The organism is Acinetobacter sp. WY4, from assembly GCF_018438165.1.
Lineage (GTDB): Bacteria > Pseudomonadota > Gammaproteobacteria > Pseudomonadales > Moraxellaceae > Acinetobacter.
Genome location: NZ_CP053948.1, coordinates 57577 through 78875 on the forward strand (window position 1 = coordinate 57577; position 21299 = coordinate 78875).

Genomic DNA, 21299 nt, shown 5'->3' on the forward strand with positions numbered 1-21299 from the left:
AACCATAATAGTATTAGTTAATTAATATACAATATTAATGTTACAGCTCATATACAATTGCGTGCTTTATTTCGCATTTCTTAATTAAAATGGCTGGTGGTGTCTCAAAAAGTATGCTGGCGTTAAACAAATCCGTTATTAAGGTAAAAGAAAGTCAAATCAAAGGCTTTAAAATGATTTTCGAGCTTTTTAGAAAAGTTGCAACTTCTCCTAAATCCACGCCTGATTCGATGACGAATTCTACAGTTGTTACCTTCAATACCGACGGTAAAAAACTTACCGATCACTTGCTTGCAACATTGAAATGCTGTGATAAAACTATCCCAGTGATCACTCGCAATTTCAGCATATTGAACCCCAAGCTTTTTAAGTCTAGCTTTAAGACGTTGAACCGTTGCTAAATCCCGCTTACCCCAAACATAAGCAACAACTTCTCCAGATTCTCGATGGTAGGCATAAATAAGCCATTGTTTATTTTTCTTATTCCCTACAAAAGTCCAAAGTTCATCGACTTCAAGACATTCGTAGTGGCTTTGTTTAGGCTGAATCTGATAGATCGATTCACTTAAGGTTCGTAATACCTTGCCAATGCTGATACGCTCGACTTCAGCAATATCTCTTACACCGCTTCCTCTGACCATTAAATGTAATATCTTGCCGGTAATACCTGAGTTACATCCTTGATAGCTTAATGCATGATCACCAATAAACTGACGTTTGCAATCTTTGCATTGATGGTTTTGTTTCCCATCTACTTTGATGCCATTTCTCTTTATATTGTTACTTAGACAGGTAGGACATTTGATTTGTAGCGTTATTTTCATACCTCTATTTTATCAAAAGCCATATTGTTTTTTTCAGCATACTTTTTGAAACACCACCAAAAATTTTAACTCTGAGAAACGATAATCAAATAGTATAAACTCTAGATATCAGCAACGTCTGAAACAGAGATCAGTCATGCATAAAACACCAGAAAAAATTGCAAAACAAAAAAAGGTATTAGCTAAAGCTGTTTTATCATCTGCAAATCAACTTGGTTTGACACAGAGCCAGCTTGCTATCGTTCTCAATTTAGATTCAGTGGAAACTTTAAATTCGCTTGAGTTAGATCCCGATTCAAGTCAGGGAGAACTCGCAATTATTTTAATTCGTATTGCGATATCACTAGATGCTCTAACAGGTGGAGAGGCTAAATGGATGCAGCATTTTATGAAGTCACCAAATAAGCTAACCAAAGGCATTCCGATAAAACAGATTCAGACTACTCAGGGATTAGCTACTGTATTAAACGTAGTCGAAGAACTTCGGCTTCAGGGTAAATATTAAGAAATACAAAGCTTCATTACACAGAAAATTAAAAGTCATAATTTTGTCTAATAATTCAAATTCAAGGTATAAGAAGTGGACTGCTCCCAGTATCCTAGACACGAGACGGCCTCATTTTGAAGCTGCCTCAAAGGCTTCTGGACTCATCCCATCGAGATGCGAATGACGCCTGATTCGATTGTAAAACATCTCGATATAATCAAATACATCTGCACGCGCCATTTCTCGTGTTTTATAGATCCTCTTTTTAATTCTTTCCTTCTTTAAGCTGCTAAAAAAGGATTCAGCAACAGCATTGTCCCAACAGTTTCCACGACGACTCATACTCGGAACTAAATTATGCTTCTGACAGAATTTCTGCCAGTCTCCGCTACTGTATTGTGAGCCTTGGTCTGAGTGTATGATCACAGGTTCATTGGGTCTGCGTCGCCATACCGCCATTAAAAGGGCATCCAAAACGATATCCTTGGCAAGCGTAGGTTTCATTGACCAACCGATGACTTTCCTTGAATATAAATCGAGAACCACAGCCAGATATAACCAGCCTTGCCAAGTGCGGATGTAGGTAATATCAGTCACCCACGAGGTATCAGGTGTGTTTACAACAAATTCTCGATTTAAATGGTTAGGTGGCACAATCTGAGGACGACCACGACCATAGCTTTTATGCTTCTTATATCCTCGAACAGCGGCAATGCCATTGTTCTTCATGATCTTCAGCACACGATTCGGTCCACAGCTTTCACCTAGCTCTTTAAGATCCAGCGTGATGCGACGATAACCATAGATAGCATAACTGGCATCATAAGAAGAACGGATCAGTTGTAATAACCGTTTGTCTTCAATTGTTCTGCCTGATTCGGGTTCATGTAGCCAGGCATAATAGCCAGCACGAGCAATCTTAAGAACCCGACACATCGTCTTAATCTTAAATTGATGGCTGTACTCAAGGATAAACTGATACTTTACTCGGGCAGGCTTGCAAAGTACCTTGCGGCCTTTTTTAAGATATCCCGCTCTTCTTCAGTTTGCTTAAGCTGACTTTTAAGACGAAGGATCTCTTTCTTTGCTTCGAGTAGTTCATGTTCATCAGGGTTGTTGCGTAAAGGCTGTACGGCCTTTAGCCATTTATAAATGCTGTGCTGTGATACACCTAAACGTTCTGCCACATCAGTGACAGAATATCCACGTTCAGTAATCAATTTAACAGCTTCTTCTTTAAATTCTGAGGTGTATCGTTGTCCACTCATAATGTTCTCTCCTATGCAAAAAGAATAGACGAAATTTGTCTAGGAGAGTGGTGGCAGTCCATTATCTAACTAAAAGGTGTCTACAAAATCGGTGGCTATTCAGATCCAAGTGTTAAATCATCATTGCGATTCTTGCGTACCACACCCTAGGCACGTGAAAAAGTAGAAAGCTTATATTTGTACGTGTTACGTCAAAAGGCAAAACAGAAACCGTAGCCCCAGGCACCTTCTCTCATCATAAAATTATACCAGTCAGTAAAATAACTTTAGGTTAAGCATATGTATGCTGGTTATTATTGTTGATTATCACAATAAATTAGTGACCAAAAATCAAAGTATCCTACCCTACCTTAAATTACACCACATAAAATAAAAACTCTATATAACTGTTATATATAGAGTTTATTTAAATACCAATTATAGTATTTAGTGTATTTTATGTCGGTGACTCTTACCAAGGTTGGTTTTTTTCAAAAGGAAGCTTTGTTTACCCAAATTATTCAGATAAAAATCTCTTTTTTCAAAGGAAAGTTGGCAAAGCCTTAGTAATGTGAGTAATTAAATCGCTTACTCTTTCTCTAGCTTGACCAGGCAATCCGATGTAATATCTGCAATGGTTCTTGCACCAGTCAATGTCATTGCCACACGCATTTCTTTCTCAATCAAATCTAGTAAATTACTTACCCCAGAACCGCCGGCAGCACCAAGTGCGTATACAAATGCACGACCAAGCATGCAAATATCTGCACCCATAGCCAACATACGTACCACATCAAGACCGTTACGAATCCCTGAATCTGCTAAAATTTTGATGTCACCTTTGACCGCACTTGCAATTGAAGGAAGCGCACGAGCAGAAGACAAAACACCATCAAGCTGACGACCACCGTGATTGGAGACCACAATTCCATCTGCTCCGAAACGTACCGCATCCTTGGCATCCTCAGGATCTAAAATCCCCTTAATAACCATGGGACCCTCCCAATAATCACGAATCCACTCAAGATCTTTCCAAGAAATTGAAGGGTCAAAGTTACTTCCCAGCCAACCGATATAATCTTCCAGACCTGTCGGCTTACCTAAATATTTCGAAATGTTACCCAAATCATGCGGACGACCCAATAAACCGACATTCCAAGCCCAGTGTGGGTGCATACACGATTGCATATAACGACGTATTGCAGCATTTTTACCACTCATTCCTGAATGTGCATCACGATAACGCGCACCTGGAACAGGCATATCGACTGTGAATACTAAGGTAGAACAGCCTGCGGCTTTAGCACGTTCCAAGGCATTTTTCATAAAACCACGGTCACGTAGTACATACAGTTGAAACCACATCGGACGTTGAATCGCAGGTGCCACTTCTTCAATTGGACAAACTGAAACTGTTGATAAGGTAAATGGAATGCCCTTTTTATCTGCGGCAACCGCGGCTTGAACTTCACCACGACGCGCATACATACCCGTTAGACCTACAGGTGACAATGCCACTGGCAACGCCAAATTTTCACCAAACAATTGCGTTTCTAAGCTCAGCTCAGACATGTCATTTAACACACGTTGACGTAAAGCGATTTTTGATAAATCGTCTACATTACGCTTTAAAGTATATTCCGCATAGGCACCACCATCGATGTATTCAAATAAAAATGGCGGTAAACGACGTTTCGCAGCTTCACGATAGTCATTTGCAGAAGAAATAATCATAACTTATGTCCTATTTAATCGACTCGAACGTTGACGACGAGCTTCTTCTTCATCGATCATACGTACGCGTTGAACAACAAATTCAATATGCCCACAAGCTGCCTTACGTGCAGTCTCTGAGTCTTGACGTTCAATTGCATCCATCACTTCAAAGTGCTGGTCATGCAATTGTTCAAAATGTTGTGGTGTAGTGTAGACTTTACGTCGCCCTAACATCACGTTGTCTTGCAATAAATCAAACAAACTACGCATCATTTGGATCAGCACTAGATTGTGGGATGCTTCTGCAATCGCCAGATGAAACTTCGCATCCGCTATTGCTGCGTGTGCATCATCACCTAAGGCCTGAAAATGGCTAATCTGCTCAAAACACTGACGAATATTGATCAAATCACTGGGTGTGGCACGTTGTGCGGCATACCACGCTGTACCACCTTCAAGCACCATACGAGCTTCTTGTACATCAAAACGATATTCAGGATCTTGATCCATCAAACCGGATAATGGCTCAACGATTTGATGCTGTGACCAATGTGCAGGCAACTGCTTTAAATAGTTGCCTGCACCCGCTTTGCTCTGAATAATCCCTGCGGTAATCAGCTGTTGAATCGCCTCACGTAAAGAGCTACGAGACACACCCAATTGTTCACAGAGTTGGCGTTCGGCAGGCAATCGCTCTCCGACTTGTACATTATTTTTTTCAATCAATAGACGTAACCGCTGTACTACTTTGTCGGAGACTTTCATTTTTTTCCTTGACCCGTTTACGGAATCATCCACGGGAAAACATAAGCTTGTAAGGTCACAATAATACCAATCATCACCGTAAAGATAATGCTGTGTTTTACTGTAAATCTAAATAAATCAGATTCTTTACCAACTAAGCCCACTGCCGCACAAGCAATCGCAATTGATTGAGGAGAAATCATCTTACCTGTTACTCCACCACTGGTATTGGCAGCAACTAACAAGACTTCAGGCACACCGATTTGCTGTGCTGTAGTTGCTTGTAACGCTGAAAACAATGCGTTAGCTGAAGTATCCGAACCTGTAAGAAACACTCCAACCCAACCCAAGAATGGTGAGAAGAAGGTGAAAGCCTGACCCGTATGTGCCAGTGCTAAAGCAAGCGTTGCTGACAGACCTGAATAGTTTGCAATGAACGCAAAAGCCAGTACCATACCAATCGAATAAATTGGGGTTTTTAGTTCATTCACGGTTTCAAAGAATGTCGAAACTGCCTCTTTAGGTTTCATGTTTAAATAAATAATCGTGATCAATGCCGCCAATATAATCGCCGTACCCGTTGCTGATAACCAATCAAACTTATAAATCGCATCATAATCTTTAATTTCAGGCACGACAGGTGGTAGCTTTTGAATCAATTGATGCAAATACGGCACTTTAACTGAAACTACTAAATCACTTAATGGGCCGTCCTTAACAAATAAATCTTTAAAAGGTTTGATGCTCCAGATCGTCACCATTGCTGTAAGTATCAGAAATGGAGACCAGGCTTTGGCTATCTGTGCCACACTATATTGTTTACGAGCTTGCTTGATAATAGTTTCATCTACCTGTATATTTTTATCCTCAAAAAGAAAAATATGTTTTGGTTTCCAATACTTAAGTAAGATAGTTAAACTGATTAATGATGCAATTGCAGCAGTGATATCGGGTAACTCAGGCCCAACAAAATTTGATGTTAGATATTGCGCTAAAGAAAAAGATAAGCTGGCAACTAAAATAGCAGGCCAAGTTTCTTTAACCCCACGCCAACCATCCATGATTGCCATGATCCAGATCAATACAATTGGCACCATAAAGGGTAACTGACGACCAACCATTTGACTGATTTCCATGGTGTCAACACCTGAAACCTGCCCAGCGACAATGATCGGAATTCCCATTGCACCAAAAGCAACAGGTGCAGTATTAACTATCAGACATAGCCCAGCCGCATATAAAGGCTTAAAGCCGAGTCCCACCAACAGTGCCGCAGTAATTGCGACGGGCGCACCAAAACCTGCCGCACCTTCTAAAAACGTACCAAAAGCAAACCCAACTAATAGCATTTGCAAACGTTGATCTTCTGTAATTGACAGAATAGACGAACGAATAACATCAAACTGTCCTGTTTTTACTGAAATCTTATATATAAAAACTGCACCGATAATAATCCATGCAATTGGCCACAGGCCGTAGAAGAATCCATAGACCATTGATGCTAATGCCATTCCAATTGGCATTTTGTATAAAAATAATGAGACCAGAAAGGCTAAAAAGACGGTAATTGTAGCGGCTACACTACCCTTCATGCGAAAAATAGCTAACGCTAAAAAAAAGAAAATAATTGGAACTAGCGCAATAGCACTCGAAATCCAGATATTGCCTATAGGATCATAAATTTGTTGCCACTGTTGAAGCATTGTCTACTCCTTGAAATGCTTAACTACTAGATTGAACAGTTTATTGTACTTAAACACTAAATTGGTATGACCAATTTAGTGTTTAAGAGATAAAATGTGCATTTTGTATTGGCGATATTAGTAATATTAGCCCAAAAACACAATATAAAAGATTTAATTTATTTTTTGGTATGACCAATTTTCATAATCTCTTAAAATTTTATATATTAGATTTCTTTCATAATTCACTTTTTACTCAGCTCAAAATTATAGATTCCCACAATTAAATTAAATCTTAATCCTAGTCTTTTGCCAGGGTTGCGATATCGCTCGGCAAGGATTTTGAAGGTTTTCAAAGTTCCAAATAACTGTTCAATTCCAATTCTTCTTTTATTGATTTCTTGGTTATAAAATTTTAGCTCGAGATCTGGTTTTTAGTGCTTTTTTGCTTTTAATGGCCATAAACTATTTGGATACAATGTATAAATCCCTTGATAGCCTTTATTTGCAAGAGGCTTTGTTGCACAAACCTACCACTGAAAGCTTCTTGGGGAATATAATTTCTAAATGAAGAGGTCTGCACCCAAGATCTATCGTACAACCAGTTGATCTACCTACAATAAAGCCTTACTCAGTCAAGGAAATATATCAATTTGGTTTGATTCAGCCATCCAATGGTCGCTCGATTGACTCAACAACTGCCGATGCAAAACTTGGATGAAAATGTACTAGCCCAACAACTTCATTCCACCAATCAAGAGCAGTTGATTGCCTATAAAGTGTCTTTATTTGGCTCTGACGTCAGTGTCGTTCAGCATGTGGTAGCAAAAACCCGAGGTGCACCGAAAGATTTAAGCCACCAAGTAGTTGGCTTTAGTACAAAGCAACAAGGTGAGGCTCAGTTATGTGTTACGTCGTGGGGATATTCAAGTGGTGGAAGCAGAGCGGATGTTCCTACGTGGATAATTGCTCAAAAAGATTTTATAATCGGTATTAATACCAATAATTTTGTTTTTATTGCTATGTATAGGCTTAATCGTTTTGATTATTCGTCGAGAGCTTAAAGCCTTAGATGAAGTTTAAACCTTTTAAGTCAGCCAAATTTATCAGTGAATGATGCTACTCACTATTTAAAAACCTTAGATGCCAAAGTAATGCCTTCCAAGGTACAGTCCTTTGCCCAAAACTCTAAGCACTTAATACATAAACTGCATCAAAATCCGGAAAATGAAAAAGTATTTAGTTCATACGCCGCCCATGAATTGCGTAGTCCTTTAACCGCGATCAAAACTCATATCCAGCTTGCACAACTGATGGCAGAACAACAGGCAAGCTCGCCCAAATTGCAACAAAGCTTGCAGCAGGTACACATTGGTATCCGCCGATGTACCCAGCTACTGGAACAGCTTCTAGCACTTTCCTCTACCGATCAAGTACTGAGCGATATCTAGTACAGTATTGAAATTGCACGGCTCCTGACTCAGGTGATTGCCGATTTACAGTCGCTTTATCCGGAAATTGAACCCAGTTTAACAATTGACTGACCGAGCCTGATCCGAATTGCCCTACCCGATTTTGAACTATATACCGTCTTTAAAAACCTACTTAAGAATGCTCTATTGCAGGCACAGGCAAATACCATTTCAATTGCTATGCTGCATGTGTGCTGATCATTCATAATGATAATCAGAGGTTGAAGATATGCATACTTGGGACAGCGTTTCTGGCATAAATCTCCCTAGCAAAATGGGCATGGGCTAGACTTATATTTGATGAAAATGGTGTTAAACAAATATGGCTATCAGATTCAATTTACAGTGGCGCAACCTCAATATTTAAGCATTCACATCAGCCCCCCTGTAAGCTGATCACTTACTCATGGATAGACGGGGCTAAATTTAAAGCTGGAATATCAACCCATGTCGTATCAGCAAAATCACGCTGCAAATACTGTTTTAAATAAGCAATGGTATCTTCAGCGATCAAGGGATCTTTGGAGTTATCTGCATGATTAAAAGCAATGGCATATAATTGAACCCCGCGGAGTTTTAACAACTCAAGACTCAGCAAGGTATGATTAATACTGCCTAAACGCCCTGAAGTGACGAGAATCACCGGATAATTATGTGTCTGAATATAATCAATAGTCAGGAACTCTTCGGTTAAGGGCACCATCAGACCACCGGCACCTTCCAGCAAAATACAGTCGTAGGCCACAGCCAGCTGTTCGGTAGCCTGATGAATCTGTTCAAAGTTAATGGCTCGCCCATCCAGCCGCGCAGCAAGATGCGGTGAAGCCGGATACGTAAAAATTTCCGGCATGGTCAGTTTTTGCTGGTCTTCCGGTAACAATCCACAACCCATAATTGCACGATGCTGTTCGATATCTTCTGATATATCGACATTTCCGGTCTGGATCAGCTTTTGGGTTATGGTACGAATGCCCTGCTCATTCCAATTTTTGGCCAGAAAACCAGTAGTAAAGGTTTTACCAATTGCGGTATCAATGCCGCTGACAAAATAAATCTGTGCGCTCATACTGTCTTCCGTGCAATGACATAAACCGGATGATAGGTCAGTGCATACTGTTTGCTTTCAGGGTCTTGGAATTGTTGATAGCCGGTATAAAAATCCTGTAAGGACGATTTTGTCCACCGAAACCCCTGTGCCGTCGCCTGTACACCAGTGGCTTTGATATGCTGTAACACCTGTTTCGGATGCTCAAAATGCAAGGTCATCTGTTCTTCTGTCTGCAGCAGAATGTCAAAGCCTAAGGATTCAAGCAGTTCACAAACCTCCGCTAAAGGCAGATAATCCAAGCCTTGTCCGGTCAGTGCCTTAATTTCCTTTAAATTATTGTCCGTATAACTGGCAAAACACAGATGCCCAGAGGGATTTAAGGCCTGCGCAATGTTGAGCAACAATGCTTTTAAATCCGAGATCCATTGCAATGCAGAACACGACAGCACCATGTCCAGAGACTGCGGCAGTGGCAAGGTTTCAATATTACCAATCCCCCACAAAAGCCGATCAGCTTCCGGGAAATGCTGCTTCACTTCGGCATATAGATCATTTAAAAATAAATGATCAAAGCTGTAATACTGCATAAAAAGCCGGGTAAAAAACCCTGAACCGCAGCCAATTTCCAATACCCGTTGCAAATGTGGTTGTGCTACATGCTGCTGCATGAACTGCATCAACTCTGCCGCTACGGCACTTTGTACCAGCGCATGCTGCTCATAACTGAGATTTGCCTGAGCAAAACGCTGGGCAATCTGTTTGCTGTTCATCGCGGCAAATTCCTCAGCACCTGCAGACATGCGTCCAGCTCATCCGCAGAAATGTTCTGATTCAGGCAGATTCTGAGTCTGGAGGTGTTGGCAGGAACCGTTGGCGGACGTACTGGTAGCACATAAAATCCCTGCTGTTGCATAATTTCAGCCGCCTGAATGGTGCGTTTTGCCTCACCAATCAGTACCGGCACAATTTGCGAGGTTGACGGACAGTGATATCCCAAGTCTTGAATGCCCTGCTGACAGCGTATAGCCAATGCTGCCAAATGTATTCGTCCCGCCTGAAGCTGCTGTACCTTCTGAAAAATAAATCTAGTCCAGGCCATACATAGTGGCGGCTGGGCGGTACTAAAAATTAAAGGTCGCATGCTATTAATCAGATAGTCACGAATCACTGGCGCACAGACCAGATAACCACCAACTGAAGCCAAAGCCTTGCCAAAGGTACCGACCAGGAAGTCAATCTGATCCAATACTTGATACTGTTCTGCGCAGCCCAATCCACGTTCACCGCGCACACCAATTGCATGTGCCTCATCGACATAGAGCATGACTTTTGCAAACTGCTGTTTTAATGCCACCAAAGCAGTTAAATCTGTTTCATCCCCATCCATACTGAAAATTGATTCAGTTACCACAATGATGCGCTGGATAGATTCATCTGACTGATATTTTTCTAAAAACTGAGTCAAATGCTGCAGGTCATTATGGCGGTAACGCACATAGCCAGCTTTAGATAAACGAATCCCGTCGATAATACTGGCATGTACCAGTTTGTCAGCAATGATCATGGTTTTAGCATTACTGAGCGCAGGAAGAATCCCGATATTCATGTGATAACCACTATTAAACAGCAGTACTGAACGTCCAAAAGCCTGTGACATCTGTGCTTCAAGTTGTTCAAAATTGGGAAAGTTTCCTGTCAGTAAACGTGAAGAGCTTGAACTCATATATCGCTCAGACATCGGCGTGAGGTCAAAAAATTCCTCACGTAGCGTTAAGTTGGATGCCAGACCTAAATAGTCATTGGATGCCAGATTCAGCATCTCTTGGCCATTGAGTTGCAATCGTGGCTGGCTAGAAATATTGGACTTAAACTGGCGATATTGCCCTTGCTGTTTCAAGTCATCTAGCTGCTGCTGGAAATGCTCAAGATGGTTCATGCTACTGCCTCTATCTGCTGAATCATCTCCCGCATATGCTTTAATAAAGTTTCAAGTTGCTGTGTTGAAATTACATATGGCGGCATGACATAGACCAGACGGCCAAAAGGACGAATCCAGACGCCACGGCATACACATTCAGCCTGAAAACGCGCCAAATCAATAGTTTGATGTAGCTCAACCACGCCAATTGCGCCGAGGACACGCACATCTTTGACTTGTGCCAAGGATTTTAAATCCAGTAAATATTGTTCTAGTGTACTTTCAATCTGTTGAATACGCGTCTGCCAGTCTTGAGCCAGTAACAGCTGGGTACTTTTTAATGCGACCGCACAGGCCAACGGATTAGCCATAAAAGTTGGGCCATGCATGAACACACCCGCTTCACCACTTGAAATCGTTTCTGCTAGATGGCGAGTGGTTAAGGTCGCTGACAAGGTCATATAACCACCAGTTAATGCCTTACCGATACACATAATGTCTGGTGTGACCTCAGCATGTTCATAGGCAAACAGTTTTCCGGTGCGGCCGAAACCGGTGGCAATCTCATCCAAAATCAGCAGTACATCGTATTTTTCACACAACAACTTGGCTTGTTTTAAATATTCCGGATGATAGAGACGCATCCCGCCTGCACCTTGCACAATCGGCTCGATGATCATGGCAGCAATCTGCTGATGCTGCTGTGCCAGCATGTGCTCAAGTGGCTGTATATCTTCGGGTTGCCATGCCCCATCAAAACGACTTTGAGGTGCCGGAACAAATAAACGGTTCGGTAAACTGGAACCAAAAATCTGATGCATACCGGTTACAGGGTCACAAACCGACATGGCATTCCAGGTATCGCCATGATAGCCAGAGCGTGTGGTAACAAAGTTGGTTTTTTGCGGTTGCTGACGTGCATGCCAATACTGCACGGCCATTTTCAGCGCCACTTCAACCGCGACCGAGCCGGAATCGGCAAAGAAGATTTTATCCAGTTCAGGCGCTGTGATCTCAAGCAGCAGTTTACCCAGATCAATCGCAGGCTGATGAGTCAAACCACCGAACATGATATGTGACATCGACTCTAATTGTTTTGTTACGGCCTGATTGAGTTCAGAATGATTATAACCGTGAATTGTGCACCACCAGGACGACATGCCATCAATCAGCTCGGTACCATCTTCAAGTTCAATGACTGCACCATGTGCAGCTTTAACTTTGTAACATGGCAAGGGTTGTGTCATGGAGGTATAAGGATGCCAAATATGCTGTTGATCAAAAGCGTCCTGCACAGAATTTACCCCAATTATTAAAACTAAAACTGATCTTAGCGCGTTAAATCTGAAAATGAAACGTCAAGAGCTACCAATCTCTTTTTGCTTAAGCCAGATCGGCTAAAAATTTTAAAATTGGCTCAACGAGTAACTTGGCATCAAAAAGGATGGCATCGTGCGTGCCCTGTATTTTTACCAAATTCAGATTTTGGGTTGTTAAAAACACAGATTCTTGACTAACTTTGTAAGGAACCAACATATCATTCTCGGAAAATATAAATAGCATCTTGACTGAATGATTTTTTAGGATATCCACCAGATTTAATTGATGCAAGAGATAAAGATGCTTAATCTGATAGTTTAAATCAATACTATTTAACTGTTGGTGCAATAATTTTGCACGTTCACGCGCTGCTGCACCAGCTAAAGTGACCAAGGTACAGAAGCGCTGCATCCCGCGTTTTGGATCAGCCAGTATGGAAGATTTAAATTGTGTATATTGTTCAACTGGCATCGCCTGTGGCCATGCTTCATTGGCCACGAAACAGGGATTTGACATACAGCAAATCACTGGCTTGGCAATTTTCAGTTGTTGCTGGATTTCATTAGCCAGCAAAAGTGCCAACTGTCCACCCAAAGACCACCCCATCAAGACATCAAACGAACTCGCCTGCCTGACTTTTTCGGCCAAAAGACTTTCTACGTTAGGATCGAAAATATCCCATACTTTAACTTGATGCTGCTGCCGCAACTGTTCTACAAACGGGGTTAAGACCGCTGTTCCTAGCCCCCAACCCGTAATCATCAGTATCTTCATTTTGTCTGTTCCAATAAAAAAGGGACCAATTCAAGTTGAAATGATCCCTGTTTGTTACACGATTAATTAAGCAGGTTGCATCGCATCTACAGCCAATTCTTTAGCTGTTTTCTTGGCAGCTTCAGCTTTTAAGCCTAATTTAGCAAACAAGGCTTTGTCTTTACCTTCACCACTGTTCGGGGCAGTAAGCAATTTATCACCTGAAAATAATGAGTTAGCTCCAGCCATAAATGCCAGTGCCTGATCAGAGTCAGAGAGAGATTCACGACCTGCCGACAAGCGGATATAACTCTTCGGCATAATAATCCGTGCTACCGCAATAGTACGAATCCAGTCAATCACATCCAGTTTTTCAACATCGGCCAGTGGTGTGCCTTCAATAGGAACCAACATATTTATGGGCACCGAACCCGGGTGAATCGGCATAGTCGCTAGTTCAAACAACAAACCGACTCGGTCTTGTACGCCTTCGCCCAAGCCGACAATACCGCCACTACAGACATTAATTCCGGCATCACGTATATGATCAAGCGTATTTAAGCGGTCATCAAAGCTACGTGTACTGATGACATTGGCATAATATTCACGTGAGGTATCAAGGTTGTGGTTATAATAATCTAGCCCTGCATCTTTCAGACGTTCCGCTTGTGAGGCATTCAGCATTCCTAGAGTCATACAGGTTTCCATGCCCAGTTTCTTGACTTCCTGCACCAGTTCCAGCACATACGGCATATCGCGTTCATGCGGATTACGCCATGCTGCGCCCATGCAGAAACGGGTCGAACCGGAAGCTTTGGCCTGTTTGGCTTCAGCAATCGCCTTTTGTACTTCTACGCGTTTTTCAATTTCCAGATCAGTATCGTAATGTGCAGATTGCGAACAGTATTTACAATCTTCCGGACAACGGCCCGTTTTAATTGAAAGCAGAGTACTGACCTGAACAGTATTCGGTTCAAAGTTTTGGCGATGAATTTGCTGTGCCTGAAACAGTAAATCCATTAAAGGCAAGTCATAAATTTCTTGTATTTCGGCACGTGACCAATCATTACGGATCATCTTGTCTGCATCATCTAAAATTCCATTGAGTAAATCATACGCTGTTTTTTTTATTTTTCTTTAGCGTTTTCTTTCATATTCATTGCCTGCTTAAAATAGCTTTAGTGTGTCAAGCTATTTTTGAAAGCTTATTTAACCCGAATCCTGCTTAAGCCGATGAGTCCTTAATTTGAATTGTTGGCTTATTTCGATGGGTTAAATTGATATCCACATAGTGAGGCGTAAATTCCACGCAGAAATCCATGAAGACTACGTGCTTTACTCGTCAATAAATTGTATTGCCCCTTCAATAAGCCGAATAATATTTCTATTTTATTGCGTTGTCTTAAGTGATATTTATCTGATGCACAGAGTTGAATAGCCTGCATATTCTTCCGATGATAAGTAATTAAATCAATACCTTGATCTTTCAATCTAATTTTTAATTCTTGGCTGATGTAACCTCGATCCCCGTAAAGTTTTGCTTCTATACCAGCAACCAATTGCTCAACCATTTTTATATTAGCAACATGTCCATTCGATAAAGCAGAACAGGCAATTTCACCAAATTGATTCATCGCAATACGTAATTTACAGCCATAAAACCAGCCTATTGAGCTTCTACCATGTGATGCAATTTGGATTAATGATTTATGACGCTAAATACGTTGATTTTTACAAATTGGCAGAGTTGTTGAATCAATCCATAAATATTGTGTACCTTGGCCTTTCATCAGTGCCACATGTAAAGCATGTAGAGCTAATTCATGCATACCCAATTGGCTCAAGCCAATGTGAAAGCCCAGCAAGCGGCAAAAAACCGAATGTTTTTGCTTTTGGCGAATATAGTCTGGATCAAAATGAAAACTGGATTGTCGGAGTTGCCGCACGCTATAACCTGTTTTCCGGGATCGATAAAAACAAGAATATTCAGGCTGCCGAACTCAAACGCTCTGCTACAGAATTACTCACTGCACGCACCCAGCAAGAAATTGAAAATCTGATTTATAAATCTTATAGCAAAGCATTCAGTGTACAGCAAAGTGATGCACTTCTGGCACAAAACTTGAAAGCCGCACAGGAAAATTTACGCATCCAAGAATTGTCTTTTAAAGAAGATATGGGCACCGCCACACAGGTCATCGATGCACAAAATATGCTGAGCGGACTACGAGCTGAAACTGCCTTGAATGCCTACAAATATGTGATGTCACTGGCCACCCTATTACAAAGCCATGGCTCGATTACAGAATTTCCGAACTACATTCAACATACCAATACCCACTATAGATGCTAAAACTCTTCAAATACGAGCAGTTCAGCTCACAACGAATAATGTGAGTGATTCACGAATCCTTGGGGAGTTACTTGATCAAATTCCGTTGGATGAACAGATTGATTCAGTTTATACAGACGAGGCTTATAACACCAAGCAATGCCGTCAAGTCATTGCAGACCGGTAAGCATATGCGGTAGTTCCCTCCAGAAAAAATGCAAAGCCTTAGAAAATTACAAAAGTTCATTCGCAAGAGCGAAATGAATTACTTCGAACCGTTAAATGTTTAGGCAGGACACTATGGAAGAAATGGTCAGGCTATCATCGGCGAAGTTTGGTCAAAACCAAAATGTATTGCATTAAATTATTAGACGATAAATTAACGGAATTAGGTCGACCTCATACCCAAGTTGTCACTTGAATTCGAGTAACTTAGAAAAGATCTATCTCTGAAGCCTTTATGCAACAAAGTCACTCCAGATTGAGGATTTGAAAATTTATAGTGCAGTATATAAACAAATTGGTTCAGGAGCACAAAAGTAAGGTAATAACATCTTTTTTTAACAGTGATATTTTATTGTTCCCTACTCCCTACATTAAACTTTTATTTGTAGATTTACCTATCATTAACTCATTTTTCATTTGGATTTCCTATTATATTGAGATTGCTTTAAGAGATATTAAACAATAATATTACTGATAATTATTATCATTTACATTAACTAAAATGTTTTATACCGTTCCTCCATCATTTAAGCTTTCTCTTCTTAGTCTTGCAATTTTAGTGTCCCAGCAAAGTTTTGCCGATGATACTCAGCAATTACCGACGATTACAGTTACAGCGGAATCAGAACAGAGTGAGCTCAGCTCCGAACAGAGTAAGGCTTATATCATCCAAAATTCGTCAACCGCCTCAAAACTGAATATTCCACTCAAGGAAACGCCGCAAACAGTCAATGTCATCACTCGCCAGCAACTGAATGACTTTGCCTTGGATAATACCCGGGACGTACTGCGCAATACCCCTGGCATTATCGTCAGCAATCAGGAAACGGAACGGAGCTCCTACCTTGCCCGAGGTTTCGAGATTTCAAATGTTTTAGTCGATGGCGTTGGTATTCCACTCGAAGGCTATAATTATAATAATGATAATCCAGACAGTTTTTTGTTTGACCGTATCGAAGTGGTGAAAGGCGCGAATGCCTTAAATAATGGAATTGGCGATCCCGGCGCAACTATTAATATGATTCGCAAACGCCCGACATCCGACCTTCAAACAGCCTTTAATGCCAGTTATGGCTCATGGAATACGCAGCGCTATGAAGTAGATGTATCCTCTCCTCTCACCCAAGATGGAAAAGTCAGAGGTCGTGTATTTGGCTATCAACAAACAGGCGACAGTTATCTGGATCGTTATGAACTGGAAAAAAACGGCATAGGTGCTGTTGTGGAGGCAGATATTACTGACACAACTCTATTGACTGCTGGCTATACCGAAACCAATCACAAGCCGAATGGTGTCAATTGGGGTTCTAATCCACTGATCAATACTGAAGGCGAGCAGCTCAGTTACTCACGGAATTATAATTACAGTCCAAGCTGGGCCCACTGGGATAGCAATATTAAAAGTTACTTTGCCGAGCTTGAACAAAAACTGGGTGGCGACTGGACAGCCAAACTGACCTATGATGAAAAACGTACACAACGCGATTCAAAGCTCTTGTTTCTGTCCGGCAAACCTGGCACAAATGGCACTTCAGGCATCTTCCTCTACCCAGGCATGTATATTGATGACAATAAAGAACAACAAGCCAGCCTGAGTTTTAGCGGCACCTATCCGCTTTGGGGACAACGCCATGAAGCCTCATTGGGCTATGTCTGGGCCAAAAATCGTCTGGATGAATTGGGTTATGCTGGCAGCTTTGTCAATCCGCTGACCACAGATTTAGCCAGCTTTACACCCGAAGAACCAAGCTGGGATATGTCGAAAACCAGTGGTGAAATGCATATCCGGCAGAAGAACCAGAGCCTTTATGCTGCGACCCGACTGCATCTGAATGATGATCTGAAACTGCTTTTAGGTGCGAACTACGTTCAGGCTGAAAGCAGTGGTAGCAGTTATGGGACCGACACCATTTATGATGAAGATAAAGTTTTACCCTATGCCGGTCTGACCTATAACTTTAGCCCTGAATATACAGGTTACCTGAGTTATACCTCGATTTTCCGTCCGCAAACCACCAAAGCAGATGATGGCAGCATTAACAAACCGATCGAAGGTGAAAGCTATGAAGTCGGAGTCAAAGGTTCTTGGCTAGATGACAAGCTTACCGCCACCATGGCTGTGTTCAGAACGGAGCAAAGTAATTATCCGCTTCGTGATTCTGATGGTATCCCGACTTTACGCACAACTCAGGTCAGTGACCTGCGTTCCCAAGGCTACGAGTTTGGCTTGGCGGGACAACTGACCGACCATTTTAACTTAAGCTTTGGTTATACCCAGTTTAGCCTGAAAGATCTGATCAATGGCGGTGATGCGCGTACCTTCAATCCAACCCAGTCTTTTAATCTTTTAACCACCTATCAGGTGCCACAACTTCCAAAACTGAAACTGGGCCTTGGTGTGCAGTGGCAGGATCAAACCTATCTGGATGTGCCTGAAGCAACCACCAATGGAGTGATTACCCAGAAAGCTGGAGTCATTGAACAGGATGCCTATGCGCTCGTGAACTTAATGGCCAGCTATGAGTTGAATAAGCATATGACCTTTCAAGCCAATGGTAATAACCTGACCAATGAAAAATACCTATTCAATTTCCCCAATCAGCAAGGTTTTTATGGTGCACCAGCGAATTACAGCGTTGCTGTGAAATTTAAATATTAATTTTTAAGCTGAGCCCTGACGACATGTTCAGGGCTAAATCATCACTACATACACAAAAATAGGTAAAACAAATGAAAAAAATGATCGCTTTGACCCTTGGACTGTCTATGACACTTTCAGCTCAGGCGCATATGCTTTGGCTAGAACGTGGCACAAATCAGCAGACTCATGCGTTCTTTGGTGAATATAGTGAACAGCTCAAAGAAACGCAGCAAGGTGCCCTCAAGTCTTTCAATCAGGCAAAGGCCGTTCAGGCCAAAAAAACATTTAGTCCTCAAATGCAACAGGATCATTTGCTCTATGCAACCCAAGGCCAGACCGATGTCCAGCTCACTCATGAATTGATCTATGGAGAATCATTGCTGAGCTATCATGCCAAATCCGGCAGACAAAACTTGAAAGCAGAGTCCGAACTGGATATTGTCCCGACCCAGATCAACAGCAATACATTTACGGTACTGTATCAGGGTAAAGCTGCTGCGGATGTTGAAGTCACAGTCTTTTCCCCGCAATTTTGGCTAAAAAAATACACCACCAACGGCCAAGGCCAGATTACGATCGCCACGCCATGGAAAGGTCAATATGTCATTGAAGTTGGCAAAGAAGCAGACAAGGCCGGAAAATTGAATCAGCAGGCCTATAAAAAACAGTATCTGGTAACGACTTTAAGTTTTGTTTATTAAGTTTTTAGATTTTCATCAGTATAGATCTATTCAAGGCCAAATATGATGTCTGTTGTAGTGCAGCCACTCGCCATTTTCTATCGCTTAGGCATGAGCTTTGGGATGGGCTACTTGTGCAGTTATTTGATCGCACTCGATCTGGCTTACTTTCTACAGGCTTTTCTGCCCAAAGCAGAATCCGTCTATTTGGCCGCCGTTATTGCCCTGATTTTTTATGTCTGTTTTGTGATTGGCATCTTCTGTATCCAGAGTTTAAAAAAGCTTTCGGTCTATAGCCTGCTTCCTTTCCTTAGCTTATTTACCATCTCCCGCTTCATAGGTTAAACCATGCATAAATCTGTCCGTCAATCCATGGCATGGCTACATTCATGGTTAGGTTTAAGTTTTGGCTGGCTGCTCTTCGCGATCTTTTTAACAGGCGCGGTCACCTATTACCGGCATGAAATCAGTATATGGATGCAGCCTGAATTTGCCTCAATACAAGTCAATCAGGAAACTGCCTTAAAATCTGCTTACAGCTATTTACAGCAGCATGCACCGGACGCCCAAAACTGGTATATCGGAGTCGCCAATCAAGATTCACCGGTGAATAAAGTCTACTGGCAAAAAGCGGATGGTGGCTATGAAGTCAAAACCCTGAATGCTTCGACAGGAAAAGAATTACAGCTTTCAGCCACACAAGGGGGAGATTTTTTCTATAATTTTCATTTTCAGCTCTATGGTATGCCCTACACCATCGGTCGCCTCATTGTGACGGTCGCTGCCTTTATCATGTTACTGACTCTGATTTCAGGAATTATTACCCATAAAAAAATACTGACAGACTTTTTTACCCTAAGAGCCTTTAAAGGACAGCGCTCTTATCTGGATTTTCATAATGTCAGTTCAGTGATTGCCCTGCCGTTCTTTTTGACCATGACATTTACCGGGTTGGCGATTTTCTTTTATATCGTGCTGCCTTCCGGTATGAAAAAACTTTATCCAGACAATCCCTTTCAATATTTTGAAGAAATTCGCACAATCAATACATCAGCCACCCACTCAGTTCCTGTGAAAACCCAGATGCTGCCAATTCAACATTTTATCACCACGGCACAGCAACACTGGGGATATGCGGAATTTGACAATATCACGGTCAAGCAGCCCAATACCCAGCTGGCACACATAACCTTAACTCAGCTCAAAGATCATTCCATTACACGAAATCAGGCACAGCTTATTTTAAATGCTGCTACCGGAAAATTGCTTGAAAATACACAAAATGAAAGTGCAATTGCCACACTAAATGCCAGCATGTATGGTTTACATATGGCACGTTTTGCTGAACCTGTTTTACGTTTAGGGTTATTTTTCTCCGGCATATTAGGCTGCGCAATGATTGCATCCGGATTGCTGCTGTGGAGCCTGAAACGCCAAATGCAGAAAAAATCAGTGCGGTTTCATCTCGGACACTATTTAGTGAACCGCTTGAATATCACCATAATTATTGGCTTGCCGCTTGCCATGCTGGGATATCTCTATGCGAATCGTTTTATCAGTATTCCTGTAGGTGCACCAAATTATGAAATTTATAGTTTTTTCTCTATCTGGCTTGGCAGTTTTATCCTGGCATGTGTAACCCCACAGCAGCATATATGGAGAATGCAGCTTAAACTTCTGATTTGTGCTGCCTTTATACTTCCCCTGATTGATATTTATTATTTAGTTTCCCAGCAATATATTGCTTCTTTTGCGACTTATTGGCCTTTTTTGCGTATTGAGCTAATGTTATGGACCTTGGCCCTTTTTGCCCTATTTTTACACCAAAAAATTACGCCCATTCAGCAAAAAGCGGTCAATAAAATTCAGGCTAAATTAAAAATCACTCAACAGGAATCATCAATATGATATGGATTGCAGTGATCGGTCTGCTTTGGCTGAGCTGTTTTGGTTTTTATGTGGTAAGTGAAAAGCAGATCCTAAAAACCCGAAAATCTCATTACGCTTTTTTAGCGGATTTTCCTACGTACACTAAATTCGCTGCAGGTATTTTCTTATTCGTCGCGATGTTTTTATTACGTACCCAGTTTAGCTCCAGTATTAGCTTTGTGTCTCTATGGGTATTTCTAAGCCCTGTACTGTTTATCTTTATCTTAAAAATGAATAAAGCATTTTAGTATTTATTTAAAATCAGAAAGTAGCAAACAGCC

Annotated in this window: 19 protein-coding genes and 5 pseudogenes; 11 read left to right on the forward strand and 13 right to left on the reverse strand. The window is 41.5% G+C overall.

What is annotated here, in order from left to right:
- Positions 1-122: 122 nt before the first annotated feature.
- Positions 123-824: an IS1 family transposase gene (locus tag G4D73_RS14930; RefSeq protein ID WP_213687794.1), complete on the reverse strand. Its 702-nt coding sequence runs from the start codon at positions 822-824 to the stop codon at positions 123-125.
- Between the two features lie 136 nt (positions 825-960).
- Here G4D73_RS14930 and G4D73_RS14935 point away from each other — a divergent pair, with 136 nt between their 5' ends.
- Positions 961-1329: an MbcA/ParS/Xre antitoxin family protein gene (locus G4D73_RS14935; protein ID WP_151766596.1), complete on the forward strand. Its 369-nt coding sequence runs from the start codon at positions 961-963 to the stop codon at positions 1327-1329.
- A 111-nt stretch (positions 1330-1440) separates the two neighbouring features.
- Here the strand turns inward: G4D73_RS14935 and G4D73_RS14940 are convergent.
- Positions 1441-2579 (reverse strand): IS3 family transposase gene (locus G4D73_RS14940; RefSeq protein WP_213687795.1). Its coding sequence is split into 2 segments (ribosomal slippage): positions 1441-2321 and positions 2321-2579, totalling 1140 coding nucleotides; the frame shifts between segments, so codons are not numbered across the junction.
- Positions 2580-2681: 102 nt separating this feature from the next.
- Here G4D73_RS14940 and G4D73_RS14945 point away from each other — a divergent pair.
- Positions 2682-2795: pseudogene (locus G4D73_RS14945) on the forward strand (VF530 family DNA-binding protein); the annotation flags it as partial.
- 351 nt (positions 2796-3146) lie between these two features.
- On the opposite strand, the gene lldD reads toward G4D73_RS14945, so the two are convergent.
- From lldD to G4D73_RS15545, 4 genes and pseudogenes are all read right to left on the reverse strand, one after another.
- On the reverse strand, positions 3147-4292 hold the full coding sequence (gene lldD / locus G4D73_RS14950) for an FMN-dependent L-lactate dehydrogenase LldD (RefSeq protein ID WP_114541435.1): 1146 nt from the start codon (positions 4290-4292) through the stop codon (positions 3147-3149).
- 3 nt (positions 4293-4295) lie between these two features.
- Positions 4296-5039, reverse strand: a complete 744-nt coding sequence (gene lldR / locus G4D73_RS14955) for a transcriptional regulator LldR (protein WP_180039011.1) — start codon at positions 5037-5039, stop codon at positions 4296-4298.
- A gap of 17 nt (positions 5040-5056) precedes the next feature.
- Positions 5057-6721 (reverse strand): L-lactate permease, encoded by a 1665-nt coding sequence (gene lldP / locus G4D73_RS14960; RefSeq protein ID WP_044112454.1) that lies wholly within the window; start codon positions 6719-6721, stop codon positions 5057-5059.
- 224 nt (positions 6722-6945) lie between these two features.
- Positions 6946-7065 (reverse strand): annotated as a pseudogene (locus G4D73_RS15545) (IS5/IS1182 family transposase); the annotation flags it as partial.
- 321 nt (positions 7066-7386) lie between these two features.
- Between G4D73_RS15545 and G4D73_RS15555 the strand changes: the two are divergent.
- Both G4D73_RS15555 and G4D73_RS14970 read left to right on the forward strand, forming a co-directional pair.
- On the forward strand, positions 7387-7764 hold the full coding sequence (locus G4D73_RS15555) for a hypothetical protein (RefSeq protein ID WP_228305215.1): 378 nt from the start codon (positions 7387-7389) through the stop codon (positions 7762-7764).
- A 45-nt stretch (positions 7765-7809) separates the two neighbouring features.
- Complete coding sequence (locus tag G4D73_RS14970) at positions 7810-8151, forward strand: histidine kinase dimerization/phospho-acceptor domain-containing protein (RefSeq protein WP_180039010.1); 342 nt, start codon at positions 7810-7812, stop codon at positions 8149-8151.
- A gap of 421 nt (positions 8152-8572) precedes the next feature.
- Here G4D73_RS14970 and bioD read toward each other — a convergent pair whose 3' ends face one another.
- The 7 genes and pseudogenes from bioD to G4D73_RS15005 all read right to left on the reverse strand — a co-directional run.
- Complete coding sequence (gene bioD / locus G4D73_RS14975) at positions 8573-9238, reverse strand: dethiobiotin synthase (RefSeq protein ID WP_180039009.1); 666 nt, start codon at positions 9236-9238, stop codon at positions 8573-8575.
- Positions 9235-10020, reverse strand: a complete 786-nt coding sequence (gene bioC / locus G4D73_RS14980) for a malonyl-ACP O-methyltransferase BioC (RefSeq protein WP_180039008.1) — start codon at positions 10018-10020, stop codon at positions 9235-9237. The genes bioD and bioC overlap by 4 nt, the downstream gene beginning before the upstream one ends.
- On the reverse strand, positions 9987-11156 hold the full coding sequence (locus tag G4D73_RS14985; protein WP_213687796.1) for an 8-amino-7-oxononanoate synthase: 1170 nt from the start codon (positions 11154-11156) through the stop codon (positions 9987-9989). The genes bioC and G4D73_RS14985 overlap by 34 nt, the downstream gene beginning before the upstream one ends.
- Positions 11153-12433: an adenosylmethionine--8-amino-7-oxononanoate transaminase gene (gene bioA / locus G4D73_RS14990; protein ID WP_213687797.1), complete on the reverse strand. Its 1281-nt coding sequence runs from the start codon at positions 12431-12433 to the stop codon at positions 11153-11155. The genes G4D73_RS14985 and bioA overlap by 4 nt, the downstream gene beginning before the upstream one ends.
- Positions 12434-12521: 88 nt before the next feature.
- Positions 12522-13232 carry an alpha/beta hydrolase gene (locus tag G4D73_RS14995; RefSeq protein WP_213687798.1) on the reverse strand — a complete coding sequence of 237 codons (711 nt, stop codon included), beginning with the start codon at positions 13230-13232 and terminating at the stop codon, positions 12522-12524.
- Between the two features lie 66 nt (positions 13233-13298).
- Entirely contained in the window at positions 13299-14288 is a 990-nt protein-coding gene (gene bioB / locus G4D73_RS15000; RefSeq protein ID WP_180039004.1) for a biotin synthase BioB, read from the reverse strand.
- 148 nt (positions 14289-14436) lie between these two features.
- Positions 14437-15040: pseudogene (locus tag G4D73_RS15005) on the reverse strand (IS982 family transposase); the annotation flags it as partial.
- On the opposite strand from G4D73_RS15005, the pseudogene G4D73_RS15010 reads away from it, so the two are divergent.
- From G4D73_RS15010 to G4D73_RS15665, 7 genes and pseudogenes are all read left to right on the forward strand, one after another.
- Positions 15035-15564: pseudogene (locus G4D73_RS15010) on the forward strand (TolC family protein); the annotation flags it as partial. The pseudogenes G4D73_RS15005 and G4D73_RS15010 sit on opposite strands and share 6 nt — an antisense overlap.
- A pseudogene (locus G4D73_RS15015) lies at positions 15554-15964 on the forward strand (transposase); the annotation flags it as partial. The pseudogenes G4D73_RS15010 and G4D73_RS15015, both read left to right, overlap by 11 nt.
- A 306-nt stretch (positions 15965-16270) precedes the next feature.
- Positions 16271-18427 carry a TonB-dependent siderophore receptor gene (locus G4D73_RS15020; protein ID WP_213687799.1) on the forward strand — a complete coding sequence of 719 codons (2157 nt, stop codon included), beginning with the start codon at positions 16271-16273 and terminating at the stop codon, positions 18425-18427.
- A gap of 71 nt (positions 18428-18498) precedes the next feature.
- Complete coding sequence (locus G4D73_RS15025) at positions 18499-19110, forward strand: DUF4198 domain-containing protein (RefSeq protein WP_004647798.1); 612 nt, start codon at positions 18499-18501, stop codon at positions 19108-19110.
- Positions 19111-19152: 42 nt separating this feature from the next.
- Positions 19153-19434, forward strand: a complete 282-nt coding sequence (locus G4D73_RS15030; RefSeq protein WP_004647796.1) for a hypothetical protein — start codon at positions 19153-19155, stop codon at positions 19432-19434.
- A 3-nt stretch (positions 19435-19437) separates the two neighbouring features.
- A complete protein-coding gene (locus G4D73_RS15035) occupies positions 19438-20997 on the forward strand; it encodes a PepSY-associated TM helix domain-containing protein (RefSeq protein ID WP_213687800.1) in 1560 nt (519 codons plus the stop codon).
- Positions 20994-21266 (forward strand): hypothetical protein, encoded by a 273-nt coding sequence (locus G4D73_RS15665; protein ID WP_005100766.1) that lies wholly within the window; start codon positions 20994-20996, stop codon positions 21264-21266. Before G4D73_RS15035 ends, G4D73_RS15665 begins: the two co-directional genes overlap by 4 nt.
- Positions 21267-21299 lie beyond the last annotated feature (33 nt).

Bases quoted from the DNA above. Each gene is read 5' to 3' on its own strand.
- G4D73_RS14935 (WP_151766596.1), top strand. From the start codon at position 961: ATGCATAAAACACCAGAAAAAATTGCAAAACAAAAAAAGGTATTAGCT.
- G4D73_RS15025 (WP_004647798.1), top strand. From the start codon at position 18,499: ATGAAAAAAATGATCGCTTTGACCCTTGGACTGTCTATGACACTTTCA.
- G4D73_RS14930 (WP_213687794.1), bottom strand. From the start codon at position 824: ATGAAAATAACGCTACAAATCAAATGTCCTACCTGTCTAAGTAACAAT.
- lldP (WP_044112454.1), bottom strand. From the start codon at position 6,721: ATGCTTCAACAGTGGCAACAAATTTATGATCCTATAGGCAATATCTGG.
- G4D73_RS15035 (WP_213687800.1), top strand. From the start codon at position 19,438: ATGCATAAATCTGTCCGTCAATCCATGGCATGGCTACATTCATGGTTA.
- lldD (WP_114541435.1), bottom strand. From the start codon at position 4,292: ATGATTATTTCTTCTGCAAATGACTATCGTGAAGCTGCGAAACGTCGT.
- G4D73_RS15665 (WP_005100766.1), top strand. From the start codon at position 20,994: ATGATATGGATTGCAGTGATCGGTCTGCTTTGGCTGAGCTGTTTTGGT.
- bioD (WP_180039009.1), bottom strand. From the start codon at position 9,238: ATGAGCGCACAGATTTATTTTGTCAGCGGCATTGATACCGCAATTGGT.
- bioB (WP_180039004.1), bottom strand. From the start codon at position 14,288: ATGATCCGTAATGATTGGTCACGTGCCGAAATACAAGAAATTTATGAC.
- lldR (WP_180039011.1), bottom strand. From the start codon at position 5,039: ATGAAAGTCTCCGACAAAGTAGTACAGCGGTTACGTCTATTGATTGAA.
- G4D73_RS14985 (WP_213687796.1), bottom strand. From the start codon at position 11,156: ATGAACCATCTTGAGCATTTCCAGCAGCAGCTAGATGACTTGAAACAG.
- G4D73_RS15020 (WP_213687799.1), top strand. From the start codon at position 16,271: ATGTTTTATACCGTTCCTCCATCATTTAAGCTTTCTCTTCTTAGTCTT.
- G4D73_RS14995 (WP_213687798.1), bottom strand. From the start codon at position 13,232: ATGAAGATACTGATGATTACGGGTTGGGGGCTAGGAACAGCGGTCTTA.
- G4D73_RS15030 (WP_004647796.1), top strand. From the start codon at position 19,153: ATGATGTCTGTTGTAGTGCAGCCACTCGCCATTTTCTATCGCTTAGGC.
- bioC (WP_180039008.1), bottom strand. From the start codon at position 10,020: ATGTCTGCAGGTGCTGAGGAATTTGCCGCGATGAACAGCAAACAGATT.